This is a genomic window from Comamonas serinivorans, from assembly GCF_002158865.1.
Taxonomy (GTDB): domain Bacteria; phylum Pseudomonadota; class Gammaproteobacteria; order Burkholderiales; family Burkholderiaceae_C; genus Comamonas_E; species Comamonas_E serinivorans.
Window position 1 is genome coordinate 3,943,287 of the sequence record NZ_CP021455.1, and the last position, 16,239, is coordinate 3,959,525.

General features: G+C 65.5%; 10 protein-coding genes. 5 read left to right on the forward strand and 5 right to left on the reverse strand.

Features of this window, described 5'->3' with window-relative positions:
- Positions 1-19: 19 nt before the first annotated feature.
- Genes CCO03_RS16800 through CCO03_RS16815 form a run of 4 tightly spaced genes read right to left on the reverse strand, consistent with a single transcriptional unit; the run spans position 20 to position 4,320 of the window.
- Complete coding sequence (locus tag CCO03_RS16800; RefSeq protein ID WP_087282921.1) at positions 20-412, reverse strand: HNH endonuclease; 393 nt, start codon at positions 410-412, stop codon at positions 20-22.
- A 7-nt stretch (positions 413-419) separates the two neighbouring features.
- Complete coding sequence (locus CCO03_RS16805) at positions 420-2,633, reverse strand: hypothetical protein (RefSeq protein WP_157667751.1); 2,214 nt, start codon at positions 2,631-2,633, stop codon at positions 420-422.
- 8 nt (positions 2,634-2,641) lie between these two features.
- On the reverse strand, positions 2,642-3,184 hold the full coding sequence (locus CCO03_RS16810) for a hypothetical protein (RefSeq protein ID WP_236903911.1): 543 nt from the start codon (positions 3,182-3,184) through the stop codon (positions 2,642-2,644).
- A 14-nt stretch (positions 3,185-3,198) separates the two neighbouring features.
- On the reverse strand, positions 3,199-4,320 hold the full coding sequence (locus tag CCO03_RS16815; protein WP_087282926.1) for a helix-turn-helix domain-containing protein: 1,122 nt from the start codon (positions 4,318-4,320) through the stop codon (positions 3,199-3,201).
- A gap of 126 nt (positions 4,321-4,446) precedes the next feature.
- Here CCO03_RS16815 and CCO03_RS16820 point away from each other — a divergent pair, with 126 nt between their 5' ends.
- Genes CCO03_RS16820 through CCO03_RS16840 form a run of 5 tightly spaced genes read left to right on the forward strand, consistent with a single transcriptional unit; the run spans position 4,447 to position 7,310 of the window.
- On the forward strand, positions 4,447-4,641 hold the full coding sequence (locus CCO03_RS16820; RefSeq protein WP_087282928.1) for a hypothetical protein: 195 nt from the start codon (positions 4,447-4,449) through the stop codon (positions 4,639-4,641).
- Entirely contained in the window at positions 4,638-5,081 is a 444-nt protein-coding gene (locus tag CCO03_RS16825; RefSeq protein WP_087282930.1) for a DUF2924 domain-containing protein, read from the forward strand. Before CCO03_RS16820 ends, CCO03_RS16825 begins: the two co-directional genes overlap by 4 nt.
- Complete coding sequence (locus CCO03_RS16830; protein WP_087282932.1) at positions 5,081-6,460, forward strand: recombinase family protein; 1,380 nt, start codon at positions 5,081-5,083, stop codon at positions 6,458-6,460. The genes CCO03_RS16825 and CCO03_RS16830 overlap by 1 nt, the downstream gene beginning before the upstream one ends.
- Positions 6,457-6,840, forward strand: coding sequence for a site-specific recombinase resolvase (locus tag CCO03_RS16835; RefSeq protein ID WP_087282934.1), 384 nt, complete (start codon positions 6,457-6,459; stop codon positions 6,838-6,840). Before CCO03_RS16830 ends, CCO03_RS16835 begins: the two co-directional genes overlap by 4 nt.
- Positions 6,837-7,310: a hypothetical protein gene (locus CCO03_RS16840; protein ID WP_087282936.1), complete on the forward strand. Its 474-nt coding sequence runs from the start codon at positions 6,837-6,839 to the stop codon at positions 7,308-7,310. Before CCO03_RS16835 ends, CCO03_RS16840 begins: the two co-directional genes overlap by 4 nt.
- A gap of 602 nt (positions 7,311-7,912) precedes the next feature.
- On the opposite strand, the gene CCO03_RS16845 is transcribed toward CCO03_RS16840, so the two are convergent.
- Positions 7,913-16,237: a PLxRFG domain-containing protein gene (locus CCO03_RS16845; protein WP_087282938.1), complete on the reverse strand. Its 8,325-nt coding sequence runs from the start codon at positions 16,235-16,237 to the stop codon at positions 7,913-7,915.
- Between the last annotated feature and the right edge of the window lie 2 nt (positions 16,238-16,239).

Consider the following 16,239-nt stretch of genomic DNA (forward strand, 5'->3'; position numbering starts at 1 on the left):
GCGATTTGGCCATCCCCGGTCACAAATTCGCAAAGCTTCGATGCAATCGAAGAGCCTCTCTGCTGGGAGACACGCTGGCATGGTCAACGTGCAGCGGCTGGCCCCGCAGTGCTTCGTACTCGGTTCCGTCCAAGTCTGGAGCGACCAGTACCTGTAGGGTCTCGCTGTCAACCGACAGTAGCCCTAAATCGAACAACGTGTGCAAATCTGCTCGCAGCAGAAGCCCGTTGGATGGATGGTTTGTCCCCGGCCCCTGATACGGCACGATGTGCGCGGCTTCTAGCGCCGACGCCACCGTACAGCCCGACATGGCGCAGCAGCCGTAAGCCTCCAGAAGCTGATTGCGAAATCCAGCCTGTCCGCGCCGTATCGCGATTTCGCGCGCCACACGCTCACGCCCATCTTCGATCATTGCCGGGTCAAAGGCCGGCGGAAGATCGGCGCCAACAGCATCTGCTGGCGCGGCCTCTGAACAGCGCGCCAGGCGACTTGGTGGCCATGCCTTCGAAGAGCGCGCCTCCCGTCACGATTGGGTTGCCCGCGAGGTACGCCTTCAGCAAACGATCCACTACCAACACCTGCTTGCCGCCGACAAGTGAGAATGGCAGCTTGCCCGGGATGATGAGCGTCGCGGTCTCCTTGCCCACGATGTCGCACGTGACTCGCAGTTCGGGAAGGGCAGCCGCGGCGGCACGCTGCCGCCCGTCGCGCAGGATCTGCATCAGCCGTGGCTGATCGACGGTGGCCCCGTCCACGCCCGCGACGAGGACGTCTCCGATCTGCACAACGACGTTAGCGCCGAGGAACTCGGGACACGTCTCAGTGGCCGTCAGCACCACGCCCCAGCCGGCCTGGCCGTCGCCACGCAGGCTGCTGTCCACCGCGGCGATGGCATCCATCCGATCAAGACGGCGAGCCAGATGAACTGGAACTTCCTCGTTGCCGTTCACAAGCGTGCCGAGCTTGATCACGGGGCCGCCCGACCGCGGCGTGCGTCCCATGCGCATCGCACCGCGAAGCCCCTTGACGATCCGCTCAGTCAACCAGTCGCGCTTGATGTCGAAACGTTCGACCTCGGCGGGCTCGACCGTATTCGAGTGGCCGGTGTCCGGGTCGTCGTACACGAGCCGACCATCCAACGATCGAACTTGCGCCTGGAACGCGGTCCCGTCATCGCGCAGACGCGTCACGGAGGAGGCACGAGATTTGGGGACGAGGAATCCGCCCGCGCGCAGAACATCGACGTCTGCGCCCCAACCGGCAAGCTCGGCACGGGTTACGTCGGCATCATCAGATTCGTACAAGCGCAGCATTGCGCCGAACTGTCGGCCCTCATTGGCGGCATCCAGCGGCGCGACCGATCGGACGATGCCGAATGCTTCCAGCACCGCGTAGCCCAGTTCACGGTCGCGCGGGTCCTGGCGACTTGCCAGATTGCAGCGGTTGGGCGAACTCAGCGTGATCGGAAGATTCACTTCCTTTCCCTCTCGCTGGAACCGCATGTTGATCACCACCCGGCTGATCAAAGCCGCCCGCCTGAAGATGTTGTTATCGCCGAGCATGGCGTGCGCGGCGGTCTCGATGTCGTCGTCCTTGTCGACCTTGACCACCACGCGGCGCTTGAGGTTCTGCGGTCGGGCCTCCGCTTCGACGACACGCACATCAAGGATGCCGAGGCTCTCGACCTGCGCCAGTGACAAGTGCAGAGAGCGGTAGAAGCGCTCCAGGTTGTACTGCCGCAGCGACATCGGTCGATCCGACAGGTCTGATCCGGTCGCGACCTCAGCGAACGCGGCCGCGATAAGCGGCCGTTCGGCCGATTCTTGCGCGAAGACCTCGATGCGCTTCTCATCCGGTTGGAAAAGCAGCGTGGCTTCGACAGGCGGCTTGTAGTGGATCGGCTGCAGCGACAGATCTGGCAATGTGTTCTGCACGCTATTCGTGGCCCCGGCGTGCCGGATCAGGAACATGTGCAAGGAACCAGAGCTGCCGTCTTCAGCGGTCAGCCCGACCTGGAAGTACTGGATCAGGCAAGGTCCGGAGATCTGTAGCTGCGCCTTGATCTTGCTTTCGAAAGCGGCCTTGCTGGTCTCGTTCCATTCGAAGTCTGCCAAGTGGTCACAGTCGACCTCGAAGGCTTCGTAGAGCTTGCCGAAGTTTCGGTAGTGCTCGGCGTAATGGAATCGCTCAGCCTCCTCGAACAGATCGGGCGCCCGAACGAGCAGGAACGTTGCACGGCCGAGGTCATCGGTCTGCTCGTCGAACCCGGCTCGAAGACGACCTTCCGCGTCGTCGAATTTGAACAGGTCACGCTCGGCGACTCTGATCGCCGTTGGCCCCTTTCCTTCGGCCAGTGCGATGACCCGTCGGGCGTCCCCTTCGAGCCTAGCTTGAGCCTCTGTGGGTAGATTGCGGCAGCCGGCCGACAACTCGCGACGTGCGCTTGCGCAGGTCTGCGCATCGACGCCGTCGACCAGCTGCGCCAGGGCCGAGGTCACCCAGGCCTGGTTGGCAAGCTCGCTGACGCTGCTGCACAGCGTCCGGAGGGCGCCAAGGGATGCAGTCTCAACAAACCGGTGGAATGAGGCAGTGTTCTTGTTCGCCTGGGCCATTCGTTCGTTCTGTTCCTTCAAGGGTGCCCTCAGGGGATGATCCCGAGGCGGACCTTCACTTTGATCTCATCGAGCCATGGCTGTCGGTAGTGGCGTGCCATCTGGTCGAGCTGCATTCGGGCGACGCCGGCTTGCTGGGCGAGTTGCTCTAGCGAGGTGACCAGGTCGAGCCAGTCGAGACGACCGGCAGCGACGATTGCCGCCTTGTCGGCCGTCGACAACAGCAGCTTGGCGGTCGCGGCCAGCCCCTGGCCGTGAAGCCAAGCCAGAAGATGAAGCTCGCCATCGTCTAGGCCAGCACTCGCTGGATGAGCCAGCGCGAAACGGGCGAGCGTCCGCTTGTCGACGGCGTGCCTTGCAGTCAAGCCTTCCACCAGAACGTCTCGATCCACCGCGACGCGACGCGGATCGGCCGGATCACCCGTCAGCGCTTCCTCGACGCACTTCTCGACGGTTTCAACGGAGAAGGTCGAAGTCAGCGCCGACCAGCAACCGATGCGAAAGGCTTCCAGGATGACGTTGGTATCGACGAAGACACGAACTCGGGCGATAGGAGCGGCGACCTGCGGCATTCTGGACGCGCCCTTCAAAGCTCATAGGGCGCAGTCATCGAGTGCTCGGCGAACAGGTCGCCCAGCTGCGGCAAGCTCATGCCCACCGCCTTGGCGGCCTTCCGCGCGGACAGGCGACCATGATCGATGGCACGGTGAAGCATGCCGACGAAGGCGGGCGAGAAGCGTTTCGGAGTGCCTGCGACAGACGCACGCTGGCGCTCGCGACGCAGCGCCTCACACGCGGCCTGATCGATCCAGCGCATGTTGAACAGTCGCCACGCCAGAGCGGTGGGCGCGACGCGAAGCTCAGCAGCGACGTCGGCTAGATGGTCCACGTCTCCGATGCGGCGCTTGTCGATAAGCTGCTCCAGCGACACGGTGGGCATCAGCAGCGCGGCGGCGAAGTTGTTTGCCAACTGCTCGATTCGGCGCGTGCGTCCGCGCTCCTCGAACGAGTTGGACTCGCGGTGCTCAGGCTTCATCGCGTCCCACGTCAACGCGTGGAACAGCTCATGCGCGAGATCGTAGAAGCGCCGCGCTTCAGGCTCGTGGCGGTTAATCAGGATGACGCCCAAGTCCTGCAGGTGGCAGGTCGCGCCAGAGATCGCCTCCCGGTCGTCATTCGACAAGGTGTCGACAAAGAGCACCGGGATGTCGAGCTCCTTCTCGACGCTGTCGATCAGGCGCTCAGCCGGGACCTTACCCAGCTTCAGCGCCTCGACCAGATCCTCGGCGCGCGCAATGGCCTCCTCGAACGAAGACTGCATCGTCAGCCGCAGGCTGTGCTTGAGCGGGCTGGTACGCCCCTGCTCCTGCTCACGCAGCCAGCGCAGCAAGCCAATCCACTGCCCCGCGCGCAGCTCGAACTCGTCTAGCTGCTCTTGTTGCAGTTGCGGCTCCGCCCGCCACGAGAACTGCGCTTCGCCCGCGACGACGAACGGATCGAGGAAGAACTCGACGTCGCGGTCGAGCGCGTCGGACAGCACCACAAGCTCATCAGGCAACAGCCGACGCTTGCCGTTCTCCAGGTCAGAGACGCTCTGGCGGTCGTTCAAGCCCAGCAGCTCGGCCAGCCGGTCCTGGTTCCAGCCAGCAGCCTCGCGTGCAGCTTTGACGCGATAGCCGATGAGGCGATGGGACAGACGTTCGAGCATTGGCCGCACTCCTAAAACCGTCATTCTATTCTTGCGAACCGGATTTCGCAAGTTTGCCCTGCGTTGCCATCCGCTTCGGACCTCCTCGCGGACCATCTGTGACGGTTTCGACTCCCTCGCCCCGTCATGAACAACCCCGAACTTCCATCTCCCGCGGAGATGCAGCCCGCCGCCCGCGCCGCTGAGATCACCGCCATCCTTGCGGCAGCCATCATCCGCAGTACGACTGCCGACCGTCCAGCAGAGAGTCGGGTTGGCCTTGGCTTCCTGCCCGACCAGCGCGTTCATGCAACCCCCTATCCACTGGAGCAGTTGTCATGAACGAGAAGTCAGCGTCCATCGCGGCGCAGATCGCCGACCTGGGTCATCTCCCGATGGCCGAGCTGTGGGTCCTGTGGGATCGGTACTTCGAGCGCCGGCCCGACCATCCAAATCGCACGCACGTCGAGTCCCGCGTCGCCTACAAGCTGCAGGAGGCGGTCCATGGAGGGCTGGCCCCGCAGACGCGTCAGCGCCTGGAAGCCATCGGCGCCAAGCACTCGAAAATCAAGCTGCGGGCCAAGCCGCGCACGTTCAGCTTTGCACCCGGCACGGTGTTGCTGCGCGAGTGGGGCGAGCGCGAGCACCGGGTTACCGTCAACGCCGACGGCCACTTCGAGTACGAGGGCCACCGCTTCAAGAGCCTGACGGCCGTGGCACGCCACATCACCGGCCAGCACTGGAGCGGGCCCCTGTTCTTCGGCCTGAAGGGAGGCGCCTGATGGTCGAGATCGCGTCTCCCAAGGCGCGCAAGCGCTGCGCCGTGTACTGCCGGGTGTCGTCCGATGAGCGCCTGGACCAGGAGTTCAACTCCATCGATGCGCAAAAGGAGGCCGGCCACGCCTTCATCGCCAGCCAGCGAGCAGAGGGCTGGATTCCAGTGGCCGACGACTACGACGACCCCGGCTACTCCGGCGGCAACACGGAACGCCCGGCTCTGAAGCGCCTGCTGGCCGACATCCAAGCCCGACGCATCGACATCGTGGTCGTCTACAAGATCGACCGGCTCACGCGCAGCCTCACGGACTTTTCCAAAATGGTCGAGGTGTTCGAGCGACACAGCGTGTCGTTCGTGTCGGTGACCCAGCAGTTCAACACCACATCCTCGATGGGGCGGCTGACGCTCAACATCCTGCTGTCCTTCGCCCAGTTCGAGCGCGAGGTCACCGGCGAGCGAATCCGCGACAAGATCGCCGCTGCCAAGAAGAAGGGTCTGTGGATGGGCGGCGTGCCGACCATCGGGTACGACGTCGTCGAACGCCAGTTGGTGGTCAACGAGACGGAAGCTGCTGTCGTGCGGCGCATCTTCCAAGAGATGCTGACCATCGGCTCGCCCACCCAGATCGCGGCGCGTCTAACCGCAGAGGGCATCACAACGAAGGCTTGGACGACGCAGGACGGGCGGGTGCGCACCGGCACGCGCATCGACAAGAAGTACATCCACAAGGTGCTGCGCAACCGGATCTACCTGGGCGAGCTATCGAACAACGGCACCTGGTACCCCGGCGTGCATCCGCCGGTCATCGACCAGGCCCTGTGGGATCAGGTGCACGCCGTGCTGGCCCGGGACAGCCACGCGCGGTCGGTGGAGACCAAGATTCGCTCCCGCAACGACGCCTTGTTGCGCGGCCTGCTGTACGCGCCCTCCGGCGAGCGGATGTATCCAACGTACTCGCGCAAGAACGGACGCAAGTACCAGTACTACGTGTCGAAGTCCGAGAGCCGTTTCGGCGCGCCGGGCAAGAGCTACGAGCGGCTCCCAGCGGCCGAGATCGAGGCAGCGGTGGTGGCGCAGATCCGCACCGTGCTGACCAGTCCAGAGTCAGTGGCTGCGGTGGTGCGGCAGATTCAGCGAAGCGGCTCGCCCATCGACGAGGCGACGACGGTACTTGCGATGGGAAGGCTCAACGACGTGTGGGACCAACTGTTCCCTGCAGAGAAGCATCGCATCGCCAACCTGATGATCGAGCGCGTAGACCTGATCCACACCGACGAGTTGCAGGGTGTGAAGGTCAAGTGGCGTGAGCTGGGCTGGGACGCTTTGATTGGGGAGTTCGCGCCGGGCAGCGTGGGCGCCGAGTTGCTGGAGGTGGAGGGATGAAGGGCGGCTTGCAGGAGACCTTCGTGCCATTGACGCTGCGGCGGCGCGGCGTGCAGCGGCTGATGCAGGCCCCGCCCGAGGCGCGCGAAGCCCACGACAGCACCTTGATCGAGGGGATCGCACGGGCGTTCCACTGGCAGCGACTGCTGGACAGCGGCGTGATGACCAGCGGATCAGACATCGCGCGGGCGGAAGGGCTGCACCACTCGACCGTCAACGAACTGCTGCGGCTGACGCTGCTGGCCCCCGACATCATCGAGTTGCTGCTGGCTGGCCGACAGCCCCGTCGCATGACACTGATGTGGTTTCAACGCCATCCGCTGCCAGTGGACTGGCAGGCACAACGCCAGGTCGTGGCCCGCTTCGAGGAGGATTCTTGAGCACGAAACATCGGGGGCGCTTCGAGGGTGCGCCGGTCACCCGGAAACTGCCCGCGCCGGCAGGCGGCGTGAAGTTGGAGACCTTCGTGCCGTGGCGGCTAGTGCCTCGCGGCCTCAAGCGCGCGGTGATCACGCCGCCAGGCACGGCGAAGGCGGTGGAGGCTCATTCGTCGTGGGCCGAGCCGGCGCACTCCGTCGCCACGGACACGGCCTTGATGCGTTCGCTCGGGATGGCGCACCACTGGCAGCGCCTGCTCGCCGAGCAGCGCGTGGCCTCGGTGGCCGACATTGCGAAGGCCGAGGGGCTGGACACATCCCAGGTCCACCGACTGATGCGGCTGACCTTGTTGGCGCCGGAGGTGTTGGAGCGCCTGGTCAACATGCCAGACCTGCCGGTCCAGCGTCTTCTGGGTCGCCCGTGGCCGTATGGCTGGGCCGATCAAGTCCGGGTGCTGGACACGATACGCTGACCGCCAAGTGGCACCAGAGCCGCCGTCGGGCGGCTTTTTTGTTGCCCAACGTCGTGCCGGTCGCCGTCGCGGACCAGTTGCCGATCCCAACCGACGCCTCTAAGCCGTTGAATCAGCGGGGGGCGGTCCGGGGAGCCCTCCACGGAGCGTAGAGAAAAACAGAGAACAGAGAGGCCCTGAGGCTCGGAGGGCGGCGTGGGTGGGGCCATCGCGTCCGCAGATCACACTGTGAACACGCGCCAACACGCGGGGAACAGGCAAGAAAAAAGGCCAACCGAGAACGGTTGGCCTTGGGTAAATGGTGGAGCTGGGGGGATTTGAACCCCCGTCCGCACTTGCAGTATCAAGGGATTCCGGTGATCGGTGCGAAATCGGTGCGATTTCGGGAAGTCTGACCGACACCGCAGAACACTCCAATGTGTTACTGAAACGTAACCGCAACCTTGTTTGTCGGACGGGTCAAGGCGCCCCGAGAGGGTGTCAGCGCGGGCAGCTCGTCCGCCAAAGCCAGGCAAGGCCCAATGCCACCGGCAGGCCAGCCCACCAGGGCGCCTGCCAGATGAACACCACCAGGCCCAGCAGCACGCTCCAGCCGCCCCAGTTCATTGAGCCTCCCCGGCATCGGCCAGTTGCCGGCGCACCTCGGACCGGATGTCCTTGGGGGCTGTCTTGGCCACACGTTCCGCCTTGCTCATGCGCATGTTCTTCAGCTTGGTCCGAACCGAAACCATGTTGATGGCCACGGGGCTGTCCGGGTTCTTGCGATTCCAGGCGCGCATCTTCTCACGCACCTTGGCCTGCGCCTCGGCGTCCCGGTCGTACATGGCGCGCGTCATCTCCTCCACCAGGCGGGAGCGCATGGCCTTGTTCTGCGCAATCAGGTTGGACTGCAGGCTGGTCGCCTCCTGCACCTGGGCCACATTTCGCGGCTGGAAGCCAACCGCCTTGGTGATGCCCTCCGCCCACCCGGCATCAATGACCTTGCGGCCCTTGGTGTCGGTGTACTCGCCCTCCACGCCCGTCTGAATCCCCTTGGCCAGATTGCGCACAGCATTCGGCATCACCTGCAGCACACCCTTGCCCACGTCGCCCCGGCTCACCATGTCCGCACCTTGAAACACGCGGGTCACGAAGTCGCCGGCAGGGCCCGCCACCTCGCCCACGTCCCGCGTGTGATCGGCCTTGGTCACCAGCAGGCCTGTGCCCGGAATGAGGTTGTCCATGCCAAGTCGACCCGACACATCCAGCGGCATGCCGGGCAGGCCCGAAAAGCCGCTGTCGATGATCTCGGCGCCAGCCTTGCCAAACACGCCTTCCAGCCACTGCTTGCGAGCCGCCTTGGTGCTGAAGCTGTAGCCCAGGCGCTGCAGGATGCCGTCGATGATGTCCTCGGCGTCGCCCATGAAGGGCACACCCCCCACCCCGGAAATCACCAGCCCCATGGCCAGGGCGAACATCGCCGCCTTGCGCCCTTCAGGCGTGCCGCTGGATGCCATGCGGTACAGCAGCTCCATGTAGCTGACGCTGTACTGCTTGAAGGTGAACAGCGTTGCCCCGACCGCGCCGCGCGCCCACTCGGGCTTCGCGCCCTTGTTGTAAACGAACTGGGTGTCGTTCACGGTCTGCTCGGCAAACTTGAACGGGTCGGCCATCCCCTGTTCCTGGGCAATGCGGTACGCGGCAATGAAGCTGCTGCGGCGGTTGAACTGCTCCGCAATGGCGAAGGGCTGGCCCCACAGCACCGACACCTTCTGCTGCAGGTTCGATGCGCTCGCCGCCAGGTTGCCCAGTGCAGTGCCGTCGCCCGTCTTCAGGCCGCCCTTGCCCATGGCCATGCCCATGATCTGGTGCACCTCCTGCGGGCTGACCACGCCCTCGTCCTCGGCGCGCTTCAGCGCCTTGTCCAGCTCCGCATCACCCGTCCGGCGCTTGATGGCGTCCTTCACGGCCGCAGCCATGTGCCGGCCCGCGCCAGCCACGCCCGCCCATTGGCTCAGGTAAGGCATGGTCACAGCAAAGGGCTGCGTGGTGTTGACGATGGCGCTGGCCAGCGAGCCCCCCAGGTACTGCGCGAACATGAACGCGCGAATGCCCTGGCCAGCCTCCTGCGGGTTGCGCACAAAGTCGGCCATCTTCTGCGCGCTGTCGCGCAGCTCGCCCTCTTGGTTCGTGAAGTCCGCCAGGGACTGGTCAATCTCGCGCGTGTTCAGGTTCGTGGCCGTCAGCCGGCTGTTGCTGTAGATGAAGCCCGCCAGCACGCGCGACACGTCCTCGCTGAACCCGGCAACCCCCTTGCGCTGAATCAACCGCTTGGTGGCACTGCGCGAATCCTTGGCCAGGCGCAGGTACTCCTGAAACACCGGGTTCTCGGTGTCCTGGCCAGCCATGGCCCCAAAAATCTCCAGCGCCTCGGGCGTGATGCCCGCGAACAGCTTGTGTGCCTCCTTGCTGGCCGTGCCCTGTTTCACCGTGGCATCCGGGTAGGCCTGCACCATCTTGCGGCGCATGCGCCCCGCATCAAACCGGCTCTCAAACATGCCGAAGTACAGGCGCTGACCATCTGCACCCACCACGTCCACCGTGTAGTCGCCGAACCGGCTCAGCGGCGCATAGCCCTGCTCCATCAGGCGCGTGGTCTTCTCCGCGGTGGCCTGCATGCTGTTGGCCAGCTCCAGCACCTCGGCTCGTTGCGCACCCTCCAGTCCATCCGCCTTGTTCATCAGGTGCTCAAACAGCACCTGAGCGGCGTTTTGCACCCTGGCGTCCTGGGCCACATTCGGACCAGACTCAGCCATCACCTCCTCGGCAAGCAGCCTGGTGTGCTCACCACCCTGGCGCAGCATCTCGCTGATGGCCATGCCGGCGAGCGATTTGTCCGTGGCCGCGCGAAACTGCCGGTACAAGCCGATCTGCCGGTCATCCAGCTTGAAATGCTGGCGCAGCTCCGCATCGGTGAACACCACCCCGTCGCGCTGCATGGTGGCCTCGAATCGGTTGCGCACTGCGCCTTCAAAGCTGGCCACAGGCAAGGCCTGCCACCGCTTCAGTTCGCCCTCCGTCACCAGGCGCCGGCGCAGCATCTCTTGCGCCTTGCGCTGGGCGTCCCACTGCGCAAAGGCAGTGTCACGATCTGCCGCCTTCACCAGCTTCCCTGTCTCATCGCGTGCCCAGGTCAGGGTGCCTTCAAACACGGGGGCGGCCAGGGCCTTGGTGTCCTCTGCGCTCAACGCCGTCTTGCCGATGTCCTTCCAGGTGTCCAGCTTGGGCAGGATCGAGGGTGCCGCGTCTGCCGCCTGGTTTGCGTGCAACGACACATCGCTGATGAAGCGCTGCACCGCGTCATAGGTGCGCTTGAACTTGGGCGAGGTCCGCGCCAAATCGCCCATGGTGCCCACCGTCTTGTGCCACCACGACACCTTGCCCGGCGTCTTGAACAGGTCTGCGGCCAAGTTGTTGGCCGTGGCCCGCCAGTCGGCAGGGTTGTTCAGGCTCGGCGTCTGGGCTGCTGTTGCGGCGCGGCTGAATTGGACATCCGTGCCACCACTCGCCACGTCTTTTGCATACAATACGCGCTGAACGAGGTTCGGTAAGTCATCTTTGGTGCCAATTGCTTGCATCAGATCTCTGGCTTCCTTGCCTCGTTTTTCTTTGGCGAAGCGCAACGCTTCGCGCATTTCTTGCGCGCCAATGCTGGCGATTTCCCCCTGGCCCACGTAGATGGCACCACCATCTCGCACCATTTCAAGAATGGCGCGCGGCTGCTTCTGCGTGATCGTGGCCACCCAGTGGTGACGCCCCTCCCGACCGGTTTTATTGGGTCTGATTGCAATGATGAAGGGCTCGCCCCTGTCGTTGCTCATAGAGGTGACGAAGTTCAAGCTCATCTCACCGCGGCTGCCCTTGTTCCACACCATCACCAACCGCGGATTGGCCAGCTCCTCCAGCACCTGCTTCATCTGCGACGGCTTCACGCCGTGGTTGTACAAGGCGTCCAGCGCGTGCACACCCGCACGGATGGGCAGGTCGGGCAAGCCCACAGCCTTCATCACCTCGGTGGACGAGGGCAACACCTCGTGCGTCTTGGTTTCGTCCAAGCCGCCACGGATGAAGGCATCCACCGTGGCAGCCCACTTAGCCTTGGCTTGGGCCAGCTGGTCCACTGACAGGCTGAACGCAGGGGCACCACCCACCAGGCGGCCTTGGCCGCTCTCCACGAACCGCCGCGCCGGCATGATGAAGCTTCGGATGACCTCGCCATCGCTCAGGCGCATGTCGGCAAACCCCGGCACGTGGGCGCGCAGCCAGGTGCGAATCGCCGCAATGGCTTGACGCACAAAGCCCTGCGTGGGGTGATCCTGCGCCACCTGAGCCAGCACCTCCTCGGCCGCGTACTGGCGCTGGTCCTTGCTCATCGAGGCCCACACCTCGGCGTCCGTGGCCGTCGCCACGTCCACCCCTTCGCCCACCAGGCCGTACTGCCGCGCCTTGGCGATCACATCCGCCTTGCGATGCACTGCAAACCGGTGAAGGATCCCCGCCAGCTCTTGGCCGAACACCCCGCGCAGCCCGTAGTGCCCCAGCGTCTCGTGAAACAGCACGCGCGTGGTTGCCGCCGCATCCGGCAGCGCGGAGGCCACCAGGTACACCTTGCCGTCGTAGAAGAAGCCCTCCGGATCGCCTTCGGCGCCTTGGCTTCGCTGTGCCGCGTCGGCCTCCTTGACCTGCTCGGGCACCTTGGGGTCGCGCATATCGGCCACCACCACGATGTCGGGTGCGTTGGCCCAACCTTTGCGCAGCGCATCCACGACATCCTGCACGCGCTTCGCATCCGCCTGCAGGCTCGCCTGCTCGCGCGCCTGAACCAGTGAGCCTTGCTCTGCCGTTCTGGCACCCTCACCCGCGAACAAGAACACCGTTTTCCCCGGCGCCGTTGCGCGGTCCTGCATGGCCTGGCGCCCCTGCTGAAGCACCCGCAGCAGATCCGTCTCCCCGTAGGTGGCCAGCTCGGCAAACCCACTCTTGCGCAGCCACTGTCGAATGGCGCCGATCACCTCCTTGGCGCGATCAAGCAGCTTGGGCTTCTGGGCCATGGCGGCCATCAGCTCATCCGTCAGGATGGCCATGCGCATGTCGCTCGACCAATCGGGTCGGCCTTCTCCAAACAGCATCTGGCGGTAGCCATCCACCTGGGCCAACATGCCGCGGCCACCCGCAATGCGCTTGACGCCATCCCAGCCACCCACCGCCATGAACAGCCGGTTCATGGCGGCCACGTAGTCCGCACCAAACAAGGTGCGCACGCCTTTGTGGCCCATCAACTCATGCAGCACCGTCTCCCGCACGTCGGCCGCACTGGTATGCTGATCCGCCACCAGATAGATCACACCCGAGCGATGGAATACGCCCTTTACCTGGCCCTCAGCACCCTGTGCCTTGGCCTCGGCCTGTATGTCCTGCGGCAACGCCGCAAACGACTCAACCGTGGAAATCGCTTCTTGGGGCAACCCAGCCTTGGCCAAGATCCCGCGAGCAATCTGGTCTGCCTGCGCGACCCCAACGACCCCGCTTTCGGCACCCTCATCAGCGTCCGCCGCTCGCAGGACTGACGGCTCATCGCCAGCTCGCACGGCATCGACCAGCTCGCGCACGCGGCGCTTGGAATCCGGCACGCTGACGCCCTTCCCGCGGAACAACGCGGCCAGGTCGAACTTGTCATCCGTCAGCACGCTCCCGTCCGTGGGGGTCAGCTTGATGCTGGTCGGGTAGCCGTCCTTGCCGTAGTTCACGCCGGCCAGGTTCGCGCTCTTGGCGATCGCCACCGGCTCGCCACCCTTCTTCCACGACAGGATCTTGCCCATCAGGCGGCGGTCGGCGGCATCCTTGCGCTGCGCCTTCTCAGCACGGGCCTGCTTGACGGCCCGAATGTCCGCCGCCTTCTCCTCGTCGGTTCGAGCGTCCAGCGCTGCCTGGCGCACGCGGTCCCGGCTCCTTTTCTGCCAGCCCGTGAAGGCCTCAAGCGCACGGTCATAGGCGCTGTTGCGCTTGTCCGCCTGCTTGCTGTTGAGGCCCGAGCGTCCGGCCACAAAGCCGCTGTATGTGCCCGCACGCACGCTCATCAGGCGGCGGTACTGCGCCAGGTAGTCGGCGCGTAGCGCATCAACGGCCTGCACCACAGCGGCCTTCTGCGCATCGGACTGGGCCACGGCGGCGCCGGCTGCCTGCGCCTGGTCGATGTAGGCCTGAAACTCCTCGCCATCGGCCTTGGCGCGGCTGGTGCCGCGGTGCGAGATGCCCGCGTAGCTGGACTCGGCCTCGCTCAGCGGGAACTCAGCCGGCGCAGGCTGGCCAGCAGCGGGAGCGGCAAGCTGCGCCGCGATCTTCTCGCGCACCGCATCGGGCAGGTTGGCCCAACGGCGCTCGGCCATGCGCGTGGCAATGATCCCCTTCAGCCCTGCTCCCTGGGTCAGCTTTTCTCGCTCCGACGCATTCAGCTCAAACCACCGATCAGCCGGCGTCTGCCCTGCTGGGGTGCTGCGTGCGCGCCGGGTCGGCACCGAATCCTCTTGATGCTGCACCCCGCGGGCGTTCATGAAATTCACCATGGCGCCGCGGTGCTCCGCCTTGATCTGGGGCATCTCGGCGCGCGGGATGCGCAGCGATCCCGACCCGGGCGAGAACTCCACCCAGCCGTCGCCCAGGTCCTTGCCCTCCAGGCCACCCTGGCCCGACGCCCGCTTGCGCGCCACCCAGCCCCCTTCGACCTGCACCGGCTCCCAGCCTTCGCCCTTGCGCTTGGCCGCGTTGATCGCCGGCAGTTTGGCCTTGAACGGGCCGCCGCTGGGTGCCCTCACCTCTTCGGGCTCGGCGGGCTGCGCCATTGCTTGACCGGCTCCCCCATTCGTTGCCGCATCGCCAGCACTGGCGCGGGCTTCCTGTTTGCCGGGTATTTGACTGGCCTGCGCCAGGCTGGCATCGGCCAACATGCGGTTGGCCGCCTCGATGTCCGCGTCCATGTCATCCGGCACATGCGCGCCGGCGAATGCATCGTCGGAAACGGCATCGTGCTCCGCCAACTCGGTTACAGCGGCAGGCTGGCCTCCTGGCTCAGCGGCGACGGCTCCGGCGGGCTCGCCGGCGCCGGTTGCTGCGCGGGTGGCTTGGCCGCCTTGGCCCTCAATGCCGCCAGGGCTGCTTGCTGCTGGGTCGGCTGCAGGCGCCGAATCTGCAGCATCTTGGCGAACATCGGGGTTCGATCGGGTGTTGATGGCATTCGCAATCTCCTCATCGGTCGCGCCCATGGCGCGCAAAAACTCCTCGTCGCTCACGGCCGTGGCCGCCAGGTCCGAGCTGAAAATGTCCGGGATCGCCGCGTCCAGTGGGTCGGCCTCCAGGCTCATAAACTGCTGGTACACGGCCATGTCCTCGGGGCTGGCCGTGGCCTCGTTGAACATCGGCGCACCCGTCTCCAGATCCACGGGCCAGCTGGCGTCATCCAGAGCCTGAGCGTTCGCCGCCGATTCGGCCAAGGGATCCGCTGCAACGGGCGCTTCCAGCGGGGCGAGCGCAAGGCCGCCATCCGGCACAGACGGCACCGCCCGGCTGGCGGCACGCGACAGCGGCCCCGGCTTGAAATCCACCCCATCGGTCGGCGCCTGCTGGGCCAAGGCCATGGGCGGCATGGAGCCCGGCACACGCGCATCAAACCCGCGTTGCACATCGCCCGGCGCCAGTGCATCAATCTGGCGCTCATCCAGGCTGCGTGTTTCGGGTGCGGGCTGGCCAATGCCGGTCATCTGCTCGATGCGATCCGCGTCCAGTCGGGCGGCAGGCGTCACGCCGGCCCGCTCCAGCGCTGCCTCGTCCAGTGTCGCAGCGGGCACATCGGCGGGTGGCGTCCACCCCGGCACTCCGGGGGCGTTCTTCGCCGCAGCCGCAGCCGGCGCAGACGCAGGCGCCACTGCGGGTGCGCCACCACGCGGCACATTGACCGCGCCCCCCATGGCCGCGCCGGACAGCAGGCCAAGCGCCGCCGCGTGGTCCACCCCTTGGTCCATGGGCCTGCCATGCGCAATGTTCTCCAAGACCTGCTCGCTGATCGACTGCGGCAGCTCCTCCAGCACGCCTTCTGCTGCAGCCCCCTCCAGCACCCGGCGAACCAGGTTCTTGGCAATGCCGGGATGCTTGCCGGCTCGCACGATGGCTGTGTCCAAGTCATTGATCCCCAACCGCTGCGCCACCTTGCCGCCCGCCAGGCCCAAAATGCCCGTAGCGGCACCGGACGCCACCGCAAGCGCCGATTGCTTGCCGGTCAGAACACCATCCTCGGTTTCCTGGCGGATCTGCTCCGCCGCCTGGCCGCCCGAGTAGACGCCCTCGCCCGCCGCTGCCGCCCCCACCGCGCCGATTTTGGGCACGGCCTTCAGCAAGGCCCGCCCAGCCAGGCCGCCACCCACCATGCCCGGCAGCGACTCGCCAATGGTGTGTGCAATCACGCTGGAGTTGTCCAGCGCCGCGGCCAGCTTCCCGCCAAAGCCCTCAGCATTGGCCACGTTCTGAAACGCCTGCTTCTGCGGCTCGCTGTAGGCCTCGTCCAAAACCTTCTTGGCGTCCGCAAAGCGAACCCCCATGTTCTCGACCGCCTTGCCCGCGCGACCACCCGTCACCAGGTTGGCCAGGCCCACCGCCGCCTCAGGCACCGCGATGGCCCCCTTCAGCGCCGTGATGCCCGCGTCCTTGAGCGTGCCACCCAGGGTGCGCCCTTCTGCATCCGGGCGGTTGGCACTGGCTTTCATGTCCACGCCGAGTTGTTTGGCCACATCATCGATGGGCAGATCGGCGTAGTAGTTCTGGTGCAAAACCTGCACAGCATCCGCATCACTCAGCGGGGCCAGCTCGGGGAACTTGGATTTGGCTTCTTGAATGTTCATGG